This window comes from Aeromicrobium ginsengisoli (assembly GCF_004134905.2).
Lineage (GTDB): Bacteria > Actinomycetota > Actinomycetes > Propionibacteriales > Nocardioidaceae > Aeromicrobium > Aeromicrobium ginsengisoli.
In genome coordinates this window covers 302,641-316,401 of record NZ_SDPQ02000002.1, presented here as the reverse complement: position 1 = coordinate 316,401, position 13,761 = coordinate 302,641, and the positions used below count along the sequence as shown (strand labels likewise).

Below are 13,761 nucleotides of genomic sequence, written 5' to 3'. Positions count from 1 at the left end.
GCGGCGTCGGCTCACGAGGTCTCGACCTCAGGCAAACAGCCCTTCGCCCCAGTAGCCCTTGCGGCCGACGCCGGGCGGGCAGGCGAACAACCCGGAGCTGACGTGCACGATGTACTCGTTGAGCAGGTCGTTCTGCGAGCCCGCGAGTGAGCGCTGGACCTGCACGAACTGCTTCTCCGGGTCGCGCTGGTAGGCGATGAAGAACAGCCCCGCCGAGAGCTGACCGAGCCCGTCCGAGCCGTCGACGAAGTTGTAGCCACGCCGCAGGAGCTTCGCACCCTTGTTGAAGTCGGGATGCGCCAGGCGTACGTGCGACTTCATGTCGATGACCGGTGCACCGCGATCGTTCTTCTTCTTGAAGTCGATCTTGGCGAACTCGTCGCCGCCGGACAGCGGCCCGCCGGATCCCTTGGCCCGGCCGATGATGTTCTCCTGGCCCTCAAGGGGCTCACGGTCCCAGATCTCGATGCGCATGTTGATCTTGCGACTGACGAGGTAGGAACCGCCGACGAGCCAGTCCGGCCCGTCCTCCTTGGGCACCCAGACGAAGTCCTGGACGTCCTTCTTGTCCTCGACCTTGATGTTGGCGGTGCCGTCCTTGAAGCCCAGCATGTTGCGCGCCGTGACCTGCGCGGACGACGTCGACGACGTACGCCCGAAGCCCATCTGCGAGTAGCGCACCGAGGCCCGGCCGAAAGCGATGCGTACGAGATTGCGCACCGCGTGGACCGCGACCTGCGGATCGTTGGCGCACGCCTGGATCGCCAGGTCGCCGTCGCTGATCGCGGGATCGAGCTGATCGCCCGAGAAGGCCGGCAGCTCCTTGAGCTTGGCGGGCAGCTTGCCGTCGAGGCCGAACCTCGGCTTGCCCTTGGCATCGACGAACAGGCTGCGCCCGAAGCCCACCGTGACGGTGAGCCCCGACGGCGGCAGGCCGAGGGCCTCGCCGGTGTCCTCCGGCGGGGCGAACGGCGAGCCCGAGACCGCGCCGAACGTGCCGACGTCATTGCCCTGCGTCATCTGTCGGGCCGCCTCGGTCCAGTCCTTGAGCAGGGAGATCAGGTCGGCCCGCTCCTCGCTCGTCATGTCGAGCGCGACGAAGTAGAGGCGGTCCTGCGCCGGCGTGACGATGCCGGCCTGGTGCACGCCCTCGAACGGGATCGGCTCGGCGTCGGGATCGGGGACCCCGGCCGTCGGCTCGTCGCTCTGGCGACCCACGGCGTAGCCGCCGCCGGCACCGGCACCGACGGCCAGCGCACCGATGCCCGCCGCTCCGATCAGCTTGCGCCGGGAGAGGCCGCTCGTGGGTTCGTTCGTCTCGGACATCAGTTCAGGCTACGCAGACTCGGCAACCACGGCGGCGACGCGGCTGATCGGCTCACTGACGGCAGCCACCAGGTCGGACAGGCGCTTGACCTGCTCCTTGGTGAGCTTGTCGTAGAACGTCCAGTCCCCGTTGTCGTCCTGGTACTGGTCGAGGTCGTCATCGAGCGCCTTGAACCTGGCGTCGAGCTCCTTGACCAGGGCCGGGTCCTGCTTCACGAGCACGGGACGCAGCGCCGCGATGGCGGCCTGCGAGCCTTCGATGTTGGCCTTGAAGTCCCAGAGGTCCGTGTGGCTGAACTCGTCCTCCTCGCCGGTGATCTTGCTCGTCGCGACCTCGTCGAGCAGACCCTTGGAGCCCTGCGCCAGCTCGAGCGCGGTCAGCGGAGCGTCCTTGCCGAGCGCCACGATCTTCTTGACGTTGACCAGCAGGTCGTCGGCGTACGTGGCCATGCCTTCAGTGTTGTCGTCGACCCAGAGCTGCTTCTCGATGCGGTGCCAGCCGGTGAAGTCGCGCTTCTCGGCCTTGGCGTCGGCCTCACGGCCGTCCGTCAGCGGATCGAGGTCGCCGAACTTCTCGGCAACCGGCTCGATGCGCTCCCAGTACGTACGCGCGATCGGGTAGAGCTTCTTGGCCTCGGCGACGTCGCCGTCCTTGACGGCCGTGACGAACTCCTCGGTCTTGGCGATCAGCGCGACGGTCTGCGAGTTGACGTAGCGCTCGTACGACGTCGCCGCAGCCTTGAGCTCCTCGGAGTCGGACAGCTTCTTGGCGGCCTCGCCCGTGACGGTGATCTTCTGGCGGATGCCGTCGCCGACCATGCCGGGCTTGCAGGCACCCTCGTAGGTGCCCTTGGGCAGGTCGACGACGAGGTTGCGGGTCAGGCCGGGGCCGACGTTCTCGACCTCGCCCATGATGCGGTCGCCCTCGGCGTAGACGTAGAACTCGGTGACCTTGCTGCCCTTGTTGGTGACCTTGAACGTCGAGGGGCCGGCCTTGAGGTCGGTCTGCGAGACGTCGCACGTGGAGTCCGTGGCGCTGACGGTGAGTCCGCCGGAGGGCTTCGGGTCGTCGGCGCACGCGGTGAGGCTCAGGGCGGCGATCGTCAGCACGCTGAGCGTGGCAAGAGGCTTCATTGCGGGGAAATTCCTTCGGGGATCGGAGCTCCGCCTCAAGATAAGGCTAGCCTCACCATGCTAAGGCACCCCTGACGTACCGGGCCAGTGACCCCGGGTGTGATCTGTTCGACGCTGCTAGGAGACCGTGACCTCGTCGCCGACCGACACCGTGCCGGTCGCAAGTGGGACGATCCGGATGCCGAACCAGGTCTTGCCGTCCCACTTGCGGTGACGCGCAAGCGTACGGATGGGCTCCTTGCCGTGCACGAGGGTCGCCGGGTCGATCGTCGTCACCACGCACCGGTCGCAGTGCTCGGCGAACCGGTAGGGCACGTCACCGATGTGGATGCCGCGCCAGTCGTCCTCGGCGAACGGCACGTCGGAGCCGTCGACGACGACGTTGGGCCTGAACCGCTGCATCGCCATGACTTGCGGCTCGTGCTCCGCAGCGATCCAGGCCTCGAGCTGGGCGAGCGATGATGTGGTCGTGAGCAGCAACGGCCCGGTGTCGGCGAGGCTCAGAGGCTCGGCGCCGAGGCCACCGTGCTGTGAGGAGATCGGCCGTCGCGCCGGGTCGTCCTGCCACACCAGGCGCACGGGCTCACCGAGCACGACACTGAGCCAGGCCGCGGCGGCGTCGCCGGCATCGATCATCGTCGCGAGTCTCGTGACGTTGACCGGGACCTCCGGGCCGCCGACCGGGACAGGCACCGTGAGCGGCGGCCCGCCCGGACCCGTCAGCGTGAGGGCTCCGGACTCATCCGGCATGGCCGTCACCGTGGACAGCCGGTCATGCCTCGGAGCGTTGAGCCGCGCTCCGTGAGGGTCGACGACGGCCCAGCGGCGGTCGTCGCGCAGCCCGGCGAGCTCCACGTGGGCCGACGCGAGGTCGACAGGAGCCGTGGCCTTGACCGGATAGACGTGGACCGACTGGACCCGCATCACAGCAGCTTCTCGAAGCACAGCGAGTAGGTGACGTCCTCGTACGGCGGGTAGACCGGGATCGGGGTGTAGCCGTGCCGGTCGTAGAACTTCAGCGCCGCGTGCTGCCGGTCGCCGGTGTGGATGATGACCCGACTCGCGCCCTCGTCGCGGGCGACACCTTCCATCGCGGCGAGCAGCTCGTCGGCGATGCCTGATCCACGGCGGGTCGGCACGACGTACATGCGTTTGATCTCGAGCTCGCCGTCGAGCTCGCGGATGCACGCATGGCCCACGGGGCCGTCCTCGTCGTACGCCACCACGGTCGCCACGACGGAGGCCGGATCGATGCCCTCCGAGCCCGAGCGGTGCAGCGACGCCGGGTCGGAGGCATAGAGCTGGTTGCCGTAGGCCACGTGCTCGTCACGCAGCGCCACGGCGTCAGGATGCTCGAAGGGCACCCGCTCGAGTGTCGCCATGTCAGCCGACGACGACCTCGACCCGCTGGAACTCCTTGAGGTCGGTGTAGCCCGTCGTCGCCATCGCGCGACGCAGGGCACCGATGAGATTCATCGTGCCGTCGGGCACCGACGAGGGGCCGAACAGCACCGACTCGAGGTCGCCGACCGTGCCCATCTCGACACGGGCACCGCGCGGGAGGTCGGGGTGCCAGGCCTCAGCGCCCCAGTGGAACCCGCGACCCGGCGCCTCGACGGCGCGGGCGAACGGCGAGCCGATCATGACGGCGTCCGCACCACAGGCGATCGCCTTGGCGATGTCGCCGCTGCGGCCGATCGAGCCGTCGGCGATGACGTGCACGTAGCGGCCGCCGGACTCGTCGAGGTAGTCACGTCGCGCCGCCGCGACGTCCGCGACGGCCGAGGCCATCGGGACCGCCACGCCGAGCACGCTGCGGGTCGTGTGGGCTGCGCCGCCACCGAATCCGACGAGCACGCCGGCCGCGCCGGTGCGCATGAGGTGCAGGGCCGCCTGGTAGGTCGCGCAGCCACCGACGATGACCGGAACGTCGAGCTCGTAGATGAACTCCTTGAGGTTGAGCGGCTCGGTCTGCCCCGAGACGTGCTCGGCAGACACCGTCGTGCCGCGGATGACGAACAGGTCGACACCGGCCTCGACGACGACGTCGGCGAACTGCTTGGTCCGCTGCGGCGACAGCGCGCCGGCGACCGTGACGCCCGACTCGCGCATCTGGTGCAGGCGGGCCGTGATGAGCTCGGCCTTGATCGGCTCGGCGTAGATCTCCTGGAGTCGCTTCGTCGCGAGCGGCCCGTCGATGCCGGCGACCTCCTCGAGCAGCTTCTCGGGATCCTCGTAGCGGGTCCACAGGCCTTCGAGGTCGAGCACGCCGAGGCCGCCGTGCTTGCCGAGGGCGATCGCCGTCTCGGGGCTCATGACCGAGTCCATCGGGGCGGCGATGACCGGCAGCTCGAACCGGTAGGCGTCGATCTGCCACGCGGTCGAGACCTCCTCGGGATCGCGCGTACGCCGGCTCGGGACGATCGCGATGTCGTCGAAGGAGTACGCACGCCGGCCGCGCTTCGCCGTGCCGATCTCGATGTCTGCCATGCGTACAGCCTAGGGCGTGCCGCCCGGTCCCGGCTCGACAGGGAGCGTGGTCTCGCGCCCGGCCGACAAGGCCGAGGAGTGAGGCGCACCGGGGTTGTGCGGCGAGCGACGAGAACGCAGTCGGGCGGGATGCGAGGACGCGCGAGCCGGGCCAGAACCGGGCGGGATGCCCTAGGTGCGACGGCGAGACCCGCTGACCTACTGGACGCCTCGTTGGATGTCGTCGAGCGACAGGTCGGGCAGCATGCCGGCGGGCTTGCTCGAACGGCGCACGAGCACGGGCTGGACGTCGTCACTCTCGCGCGCGAGGGCGTACGGCGTGCCGGCGAGCGCGAACCGCAGGGCGCGGGAGAGGGTGCTGACCTTGGCGTTCGACGGGCTGACCTGCGGCGCCGCAGCCTTGATCGCCATCGCAAGGATCGGCAAGGTCCCGCCGTGGTTGGCGAGCTGGTCGAGATAGCTGCGCACCTTGGGCTCGGTCAGCACCTGCTTCATGATCGCCTTGTAGTCCTCGGGCGACGATGCGGGTCCGGCATGCACGACCGGGATCTCCTTGGCGATCCGGTGCCACTCGGGCTTGGCGCCGGCGGCGGCACCCTTGCGAGGGAGGCTCTTCTCCGGCTCGGCGGCCTTCTTCCTCGGCTCCGCCGCCTGCTGCTTGGGCTGGGCCTGCTTCTTGGGCTCGGCAGCCCTCTTGGCCGGCTCCACCTTCGCGACGGCGGCCTTCTTCGCGGCCTCCTTGCGTGGTGCCGCAGACTTCTTCGCGGCCTCCTTGCGTGGTGCCGCAGACTTCTTCGCCGGCTCACCCGCGGAGAACACCGGGTGGAGCGCGCCGGCCGGCAGTGGCGGGGCGACCTTGAGGGCGACGTACTGGTCGACCTCCTTCTCCAGTACGGAGTTGACCGGGTGGTTCGCCAGCGTCGCACCGACGACGTACTTGTCGAGCTCGTGGAGCCGGCGTACGAGGGGCACGAAGTCACCGTCGGCCGACACCAGCACGAACACCTCGATGTGATCGAGGTCCGCCGCGACCCTCAGGCAGTCGACGACCAGGACGATGTCGGCGGCGTTCTTCTCGGCCTTGCCCACCGAGAAGACCTGCACGGTCTCGACCCGGCTGCGCTCGACGTCGCGGCGATAGTCCTCGAGGCCCAGCGCGTTCCAGTCGGCGTACGCACGGGCGACCGCGATGCCGCTGGCGTCGACCTCCTGGGACGCGACCCGGTCGATCTGGTTGAGGATGTCCTCCATCGACACGTCGGGGATGTCGAGCTTGCCGTAACCCTTGAACAGGTTCTCGGCGTCGATGAAGACGGCAACGTTCTTGCGAATGCTCACGCCACGAGGCTAACGGTGCTCAGCGGGAGCTGTAGTTGGGCGCCTCGGCGGTCATCTGGATGTCGTGCGGGTGGCTCTCCTTGAGCGAGGCCGACGTGATGCGCACGAAGCGACCCTTGTCCTGCAGCTCGGGGATCGTGCGGGCACCGACGTAGAACATCGACTGGTTGAGCCCGCCGATCAGCTGGTGCGCCACGGCCGACAACGGACCGCGATAGGCGACCTGGCCCTCGACACCCTCGGGGACGATCTGGTCGTCGCTCGTGATCTCGGCCTGGAAGTAGCGGTCCTTGGAGTACGACTTCTTGCCCCGGCTGCTCATCGCGCCGAGCGAGCCCATGCCGCGGTAGGCCTTGAACTGCTTGCCATTGACGAAGACGACCTCACCGGGCGACTCCTCGACACCGGCCAGCATCGAGCCGATCATGACGGTCTCGGCGCCGGCGACCAACGCCTTGGCGATGTCGCCGGACTGCTGCAGGCCGCCGTCGGCGATGACCGGCACACCGGCGGGCTTGGCCGCCAGCGACGCCTCGTAGACCGCGGTGATCTGGGGGACGCCGCAGCCGGTGACGACGCGGGTCGTGCAGATCGAACCTGGACCGAAGCCCACCTTGACCGCGTCGGAGCCGGCATCGACGAATGCCTGCGCGCCCTCGCGGGTCGCGACGTTGCCGCCGATGACCTGCACGTGGCGCGTCGCCGGGTCGGTCTTGAGCCGCTTGACGATGTCGAGGAGCATCCGGACGTGTCCGTGAGCCGTGTCGGCGACCAGCACGTCGACGCCGGCGTCGATCAGGGTCGTGGCGCGCTGCCAGGCGTCACCGAAGTAGCCGATCGCGGCACCGACCATGAGGCGGCCGTCGGCATCCTTGGAAGCGTGGGGGAACTGCTCGGACTTGACGAAGTCCTTGACCGTGATGAGGCCGGCGAGCCGGCCGTCGCCGTCGACCAGCGGGAGCCGCTCACGCTTGTGCTTGCGCAGCAGCAGCGTCGCGTCCTCGCGGGCGATGCCCTCGGGACCCGTGATCAGCGGCATGGGGGTCATGACCTCGTCGACCTTGGTCGTGGCCCACTCGGCCACCGGGGTGAACCGGAGGTCGCGGTTGGTGATGATGCCGAGCAGCCGGTTGTCGGTGTCGACGACCGGGAGCCCCGAGACGCGGTACTCCCCACAGATGCGGTCGAGCTCCTCGAGCGTCGCGTCGGGGCCGATCGTCACGGGGTTGGAGATGATGCCGGTCTGGGTCCGCTTGACGAGGTCGACCTGGTAGGCCTGGTCCTCGAGTGACAGGTTGCGGTGCAGCACACCGATGCCGCCCTGGCGCGCCATCGCGATCGCCATCCGCGACTCGGTGACGGTGTCCATCGCGGCGCTGATCAGCGGGATCCGGAGGTTGATCTCGCGCGTCAGGCGTGAGGTCGTGTCGATCTCGCTGGGATTGAGGTCGGAGAAGCCGGGCAACAGGAGGACGTCGTCGTACGTGAGTCCGAGGGACGCAAACTTGTCAGGAATGCCCGTGTTCTCCATGGGCTCATCCTATCGTCCGGCGGAAGTGCGGCCGGCGTGCCGGCCGGGCCGTGCGACCGGGGTCACAGAACAACCGACGATTGAACCGTACTCGCAGTATGATGCTGGGATGGATCGCAAGCCAGGGCGCCCGCGGGCACTCACAGTCGACGTCATCGCGCAGGCTGCGCTTGACGACGGAATCGCCACGTTCAGCATGCCGTCGGTAGCCCGTCGGCTCGGGGTTGCTCATTCCGGTCTGTACCGCTACGTGGAGGACCGTGACGACTTGCTCGTCCGCGCCCTCGACAAGGCGATCCTGGCCGCGACCTGGCCGGATGCCTCGCTGCCTTGGCAGGAGCTGCTCAAGGGCATCGGCCTGACCATCTGGCAGATGTGCGAGGACCACCCGGGCCTCGACACGGCCGCGCTCGGTGCGCCCAAGTCGCCCCGAGCCGTCGAGGAGCGCATCGAGAAGTACATCGAGTCGCTCCAGAGCCAGGGCTTCCTGCTCGAGGACGCAGCCGTGGCTGTCGAGTTCGTCATCACGCTGGCGCTGACCGCGTCGGCGGAGATGCGCCGGCTCAAGGCCATCGAGCAGAGCCACGCCGACGGGCCGCGCCTGCCGGTCCTCAAGGCATACGACACCGAAGAGGTCTGGCGCGGCCGCGGTTGGTACGACCGCAAGCTCGACATCGTGCTGGCCGGACTCGACCAGCGCCGTTCGGCCTAGCTCGCATACTTCTCGAGCTCGGTCGCCAGGCGGTTCATGATGTCGGCGTACGCCCGATAGCTGGGCGGCGCGACCGAGGTCCACGGGATGTACGCGTTGTCCTTGGCCGCCCGCAACGTGTCGAAGACGGGCTGGTCGTCAAGGATCGCGAGCCCGGCCTTGCCGACCCGGTCGTCGTAGAGGAACACGTCGGCGGGATAGAGATCGGCCTTCTCCCAGCTCAGCGTCTGGAAGTAGCCACCCTCGTCGGGCTTGGTCGGCACCACGAGCGGCAGCTTGAGCTGGTCCCGCCAGTACTTCAGATCGGGACTGACCTCGGGATTGGAGACGTAGAAGACGTCCTTCGCCGGTGAGCCGACCAGGATCTTCTTGCTGCCGAGGGCCTTGCCGGCCTGCTCGACCCGGTCGGCCGCCTTCGTGAAGTCGGCGTGCGCCTTGCGGACGGTGTCCGAGTCGACGTCGGCGCCGAGCGCCGTGGCCGCCCGCTCGGTCGAGTCGAGCATCTGCGGCAGCGTCTTGCCGTCGAAGCTCACGACCAGGATCGGCGCAAGCTCCTTGAGCTTCTTGGCCGTCGCGTCGTTGACGTACCAGAGATCGCTCGTGAGATACGCGCTCGTGACGATCAGGTCGGGCTTGAGGCTGGCCGCCTTCTCGAGGTCGATCGAGCCGTACTCACCACCACCTGTGACGTCCTCGGCCTTGCCGATGTCGAGCCCTGCGACCTGCGAGTCGGGCTGGCCGTCGGCGTTCTTGAGCGGGCCGAACGTGCCGACGATCTCGTCGCCGAGGCCGAGGTCGGTCAGCGCAGCCGCCATCGACGACTGCACGATGAGCCGCTTCGGCGCGTGGTCCAGCGAGATCGCGTGGCCGAGGTCGTCCTTGTAGGTCCACGGGCCGGCGCCCTCGTCGTCGGATGCCGACGAGCCGCATGCCGCGACCACCAGCAGTGATGCCGCCGCAAGGATCGTGCCGAGGCGCCTCACAGCTGCTCCTCGATGTCGTCGGCGAGGCGATTGATGACGTCGGCGTACGCCGCGAAGCTGGCCGGCGAGACGGCCTCCCACGGCACCCACGCGTCGTTCTTCGCCGCCGTGATCGTGGAGAAGACCGGTTGGGCCTTGAACTGCTGGAGCGTCGATCCGCCCTCGCGCGAGTCCCACATGACGACGTCGGCGTCGTACGTGTCGGACTTCTCCCAGCTCATGTCCTCCCAGTAGCTGCCCGGCTTGGCCTTGGCCTTGATGATCGGCAGGCCGAGCGACTCGTAGTAGTCGAGGTCGGGGAACTGGGCGGGATCTGCGGCATAGAACAGGTCCTTGGTGCCGGACACGACCAGGACGTTGCGGTCATCCAGCTCGGCGCCGACGTCAGCGAGTCGCGTGCTCGCGGCTTCGAAGTCCTTGCGGCCCTGGAGGACCGTGTCCGAGTCGAGGTCGGCACCCAGCTTCGCACCGACCTTCTGGACGTCCTCGATGCTCTCGATGATCGAGTCGCCCTTGAAGTCGACGGCGAGGATCGGGGCGAGCTTGGCGACCTTCTTGGCCGTTGCGTCGTTGATGTACCAGAGGTCAGGCGGCAGGTACATGTTCGTGACGACGAGGTCGGGCTTGAGGGCCGCGAGCTTCTCAAGGTCGAGGCTGCCGTACTCCCCGCCGGCCGTGACGTCGGTGATCGTGTCGGGGTCGAGGCCCGCGGCCTGCGGGTCGAGCGATCCGTCGGCGAGCTTGAGCGGACCGAAGACGCCGACGACGTCGACACCGAGGTCCTTCAGCCCGGCGGCGAGCGAGGACTGGGCGACGACGCGCTTGGGCTTCTCGTCGAGCGAGATCTTCGTGCCGCGGTCGTCGGTGTAGGTCCAGGGGCCGCTCCCCGTGTCATCCGGGGACGAGGTGCCGCAGGCGGCGAGGGTCAAGAGGGCGATCGCTGCAGAGGCTGCGAGGAATGTCCGTTTCATAAGGGCAGCCTAACCTAAGGAACTCACTAGCCAGCAGGGCCCCCGAACGTGAACTGCACCTCACGCCGGACCTCGTCGACCTCGCTCAGACGTACGCTGACCTGCGCGCCTTCGGGCAGCCCGGCGCCGCGGCAGCGGGCGATGACCGGCGGCTCGAGCACCGCGACCTCGCCACCGTCGCGGTCGGCGTGCATGACGACGGCGTCGAAGGACTCGCCGACGCGCCCGGCCAGTGCCCACACCTCGGCCTGGTCGATGCACGTCCGGTCCGCCTTGGCGGCACGCCGGTCCGACTCCTTCATGATGTCGGGCAGTGACGGCAGCGCCTCGCGCACCCAGTCAGGCACGGGTCGCTGCTCGCAGATCGCAAGGCACACCTCGGTGCCGAAGCGGTCGGCCAGGCGTCGCAACGGTGCCGTCACATGGGCGTACGGGCCACCCACTCCTGCATGGTCGACCTGTGCCGGTCTCGAGCCGTCGAACGCCTCGTAGCCGGCCCCGCGGAGCAGCCGGGTCGCCTCGGTCATGAGCGCGATGGAGGCGGGCCGGCTCGGGTCGAGCCCGACGAGCACGTGCGCCGGCGTGGCGCCGTCGGGCACGGCAACCTTGAGCGTTCGCGCCGTGCGGAGGAAGTCGGCCTCGGCCTTGTCGTCGGCCGGCGGCAGGGTGCGGAGCAGCCCGACCTCGGCGTCGAGCATCAGCTGCGCCGCCGCCATGCCGGTCAGCAGGGAGATCTCCGCGTTCCACCCGTCGACCTGCGTGCGAACGCGCATCACGACCCGCCACTCGTCGTCGGCGCGCTCGACCTCTTGCTCCGGCAGCGCGAGCTCGATCGCGCCACGGTCGACACGTACGCTCTGGCGGAGCCGGCCGAGGTCGGCGAGCGGCTCGAGCGACGGGTGCGGCGTGCCGGCGTCGAACGACTGCTGCACACCCTCGTAGTCGAGCTGCGCGACCGACTTCACGCGGGCGCGGCGTACGGAGACGTTGCTCAGCGCGCCGTCTGCCGCGACGTCGATCGTCCAGACTGCGGCGCCGCGGACCTGATCGGCGAGCAGGCTCAACGCGTCCTCGGAGAGCACCGGCGGGTGCAGCGGCACGCGCCCGTCCGGGAGGTAGATCGTCTGGCCGCGGCGGCGAGCCTCGGCATCGACGGCGCCGCCAGGTGGAATCGCGGAGCCGAGGTCTGTGATCGCGTAGTGGACCCGGAACCCGTCGCCGTCGCGCTCGAGGAACATCGCCTGGTCGAGGTCGCGTGCGCCGGGCGGATCGATCGTGACGAACGGGATCGCGGTCGCGTCCTCGACCTCGGGCCGATCGCCGGCAGCAATCGCCTCAGCCTCGGCGACGACCTCCGGTGGGAAGCTCGCCGTCTGGGCAACGGGTGGGAGATCGAGCTCGGCGCGTACGCCTGCGAAGTCGTGCGGCGAGGTGCTCACCCGGACGAATCTAGCCCGAACGCGAAAGCGGGCGTCGCCTGCGCCAGTCGTCGGTCGAGTAGGAGGCCGCCCGCGGCCGACGTATCGAGACCACGTGAGCCGGGGCGCTCGCGCGAGCCGCTACCGGCGCGACAGCTCACGAAACGAGAGAGACGGATGGCTCACCCGAGCCATCCGTCTCCCTGTGTTCTTTGCTACGGATCAGTGGTTGTGACCCGCGTGCGCGTCGGCGGCTTCTTCGGCCGGCTTCTCGACGATCAGCGTCTCGGTCGTGAGCAGCATCGCGGTGATCGACGCGGCGTTGGCCAGCGCGGAGCGCGTGACCTTGACCGGGTCGAGGACGCCCTGCGCGACCAGGTCGCCGTACTGCTCGGTGGCCGCGTTGTAGCCCTGGCCACTCTCGCGGACCTTGTTGACGACGACCTCGCCGGAGACGCCGCCGTTGCGGGCGATCCACTCGAGCGGGGCGTCGGCACCGATGCGGACGATGCGGACACCGATCGCCTCGTCGCCGGACAAGCCCAGGTTGTCGTCGAGCACCGAGACGGCGTGGACGAGAGCCGAGCCGCCACCGGCGACGATGCCCTCCTCGATCGCCGCGCGAGTCGCCGAGACGGCGTCCTCGATGCGGTGCTTCTTCTCCTTGAGCTCGACCTCGGTCGCAGCTCCGACCTTGATGACGCAGACGCCGCCGGCGAGCTTGGCGAGGCGCTCCTGGAGCTTCTCGCGGTCCCAGTCGGAGTCGGTGCTGTCGATCTCGGCCTTGATCTGGCTGACGCGACCGTCGACCTCGGCCTTGTCGCCGCCGCCGTCGATGATCGTGGTGGCGTCCTTGGTGATGACGACGCGGCGAGCCGTGCCGAGCACCTCGAGGCCGATCTGGTCGAGCTTGAGGCCGACGTCGGGCGTGACGACCTGCGCGCCCGTCAGGGTCGCGATGTCCTGCAGCATGGCCTTGCGACGGTCACCGAATGCCGGCGCCTTGACGGCGGCCGAGGTGAACGTGCCGCGGATCTTGTTGACGACAATCGTCGACAGCGCCTCGCCGTCGACGTCCTCGGCGATGATGAACAGCGGCTTGCCGGCCTGGACGACCTTCTCGAGGATCGGCAGCAGGTCGCTGACCGACGAGATCTTGCCCTGGTTGACGAGGATGTAGGGATCGTCGAGGACGGTCTCCATGCGCTCGGTGTCGGTCACGAAGTAGGGCGAGAGGTAGCCCTTGTCGAACTGCATGCCCTCGGTGAACTCGAGCTCGGTGCCCATGGTGTTGGACTCCTCGACCGTGATCACGCCGTCCTTGCCGACCTTGTCGAACGCCTCGGCGATGAGCTGGCCGATGACGCCGTCGCGCGACGAGACGGTCGCGACGTCGGTCATGTCCTTGATGTCGTCGACGTCGCGGGCGACCTCGTGCAGGCGCTTGACGACAGCCTCGACGGCCGCCTCGATGCCCTTCTTGAGGCCGACCGGGTTGGCGCCGGCCGCGACGGCGCGGAGGCCCTCGTGGACCATGGCCTGGGCCAGGACGGTCGCGGTCGTCGTGCCGTCACCGGCGACGTCGTTGGTCTTGGTGGCGACTTCCTTGGCCAGCTGGGCGCCGAGGTTCTCGAACGGGTCGTCGAGCTCGACCTCACGCGCGACGGTCACGCCGTCGTTGGTGATCGTGGGGGCGCCCCACTTCTTGTCGAGGACGACGTAGCGACCCTTGGGGCCGAGGGTGACCTTGACGGTGTTGGCGAGCTTGTCGACGCCGCGCTCGAGCGAGCGGCGGGCGTTCTCGTCGAATTCGAGGATCTTGGGCATGTCAGCTTCTTTCAAAAAATGTGGGTGCGAC

At 68.8% G+C, this 13,761-nt stretch carries 12 protein-coding genes; 1 reads left to right on the top strand and 11 read right to left on the bottom strand.

What is annotated here, in order from left to right; all coding sequences use genetic code 11:
- Positions 1 to 27: 27 nt before the first annotated feature.
- From efeB to guaB, 7 genes are all read right to left on the bottom strand, one after another.
- Positions 28 to 1,326, bottom strand: a complete 1,299-nt coding sequence (efeB, locus tag ESP70_RS08390; RefSeq protein WP_149688846.1) for an iron uptake transporter deferrochelatase/peroxidase subunit — start codon at positions 1,324 to 1,326, stop codon at positions 28 to 30.
- A gap of 9 nt (positions 1,327 to 1,335) precedes the next feature.
- Positions 1,336 to 2,460 carry an iron uptake system protein EfeO gene (gene efeO, locus ESP70_RS08385; RefSeq protein ID WP_149688845.1) on the bottom strand — a complete coding sequence of 375 codons (1,125 nt, stop codon included), beginning with the start codon at positions 2,458 to 2,460 and terminating at the stop codon, positions 1,336 to 1,338.
- A gap of 117 nt (positions 2,461 to 2,577) precedes the next feature.
- Positions 2,578 to 3,384, bottom strand: a complete 807-nt coding sequence (locus tag ESP70_RS08380) for an MOSC domain-containing protein (RefSeq protein ID WP_149688844.1) — start codon at positions 3,382 to 3,384, stop codon at positions 2,578 to 2,580.
- Positions 3,384 to 3,824, bottom strand: coding sequence for a GNAT family N-acetyltransferase (locus ESP70_RS08375; RefSeq protein ID WP_188110554.1), 441 nt, complete (start codon positions 3,822 to 3,824; stop codon positions 3,384 to 3,386). Before ESP70_RS08375 ends, ESP70_RS08380 begins: the two co-directional genes overlap by 1 nt.
- A gap of 19 nt (positions 3,825 to 3,843) precedes the next feature.
- Positions 3,844 to 4,950 carry a GuaB3 family IMP dehydrogenase-related protein gene (locus tag ESP70_RS08370; protein WP_056209247.1) on the bottom strand — a complete coding sequence of 369 codons (1,107 nt, stop codon included), beginning with the start codon at positions 4,948 to 4,950 and terminating at the stop codon, positions 3,844 to 3,846.
- Between the two features lie 198 nt (positions 4,951 to 5,148).
- Complete coding sequence (locus ESP70_RS08365; RefSeq protein WP_149688842.1) at positions 5,149 to 6,288, bottom strand: NYN domain-containing protein; 1,140 nt, start codon at positions 6,286 to 6,288, stop codon at positions 5,149 to 5,151.
- 19 nt (positions 6,289 to 6,307) lie between these two features.
- Entirely contained in the window at positions 6,308 to 7,819 is a 1,512-nt protein-coding gene (gene guaB, locus ESP70_RS08360) for an IMP dehydrogenase (RefSeq protein ID WP_149688841.1), read from the bottom strand.
- A 109-nt stretch (positions 7,820 to 7,928) separates the two neighbouring features.
- Here guaB and ESP70_RS08355 point away from each other — a divergent pair, with 109 nt between their 5' ends.
- Positions 7,929 to 8,531, top strand: coding sequence for a TetR/AcrR family transcriptional regulator (locus ESP70_RS08355; RefSeq protein ID WP_149688840.1), 603 nt, complete (start codon positions 7,929 to 7,931; stop codon positions 8,529 to 8,531).
- Here the strand turns inward: ESP70_RS08355 and ESP70_RS08350 are convergent.
- The 4 genes from ESP70_RS08350 to groL all read right to left on the bottom strand — a co-directional run bounded on the left by ESP70_RS08350 (position 8,528) and on the right by groL (position 13,730).
- Positions 8,528 to 9,514, bottom strand: coding sequence for an ABC transporter substrate-binding protein (locus tag ESP70_RS08350; RefSeq protein ID WP_149688839.1), 987 nt, complete (start codon positions 9,512 to 9,514; stop codon positions 8,528 to 8,530). The genes ESP70_RS08355 and ESP70_RS08350 overlap by 4 nt on opposite strands.
- Complete coding sequence (locus tag ESP70_RS08345) at positions 9,511 to 10,485, bottom strand: ABC transporter substrate-binding protein (RefSeq protein WP_149688838.1); 975 nt, start codon at positions 10,483 to 10,485, stop codon at positions 9,511 to 9,513. Before ESP70_RS08345 ends, ESP70_RS08350 begins: the two co-directional genes overlap by 4 nt.
- Positions 10,486 to 10,511: 26 nt before the next feature.
- A complete protein-coding gene (locus tag ESP70_RS08340; RefSeq protein ID WP_149688837.1) occupies positions 10,512 to 11,924 on the bottom strand; it encodes an RNB domain-containing ribonuclease in 1,413 nt (470 codons plus the stop codon).
- Between the two features lie 201 nt (positions 11,925 to 12,125).
- The gene (gene groL, locus ESP70_RS08335) at positions 12,126 to 13,730 is read right to left on the bottom strand and encodes a chaperonin GroEL (RefSeq protein ID WP_149688836.1); all 1,605 of its coding nucleotides are present in this window, start codon (positions 13,728 to 13,730) and stop codon (positions 12,126 to 12,128) included.
- Positions 13,731 to 13,761: the final 31 nt, after the last annotated feature.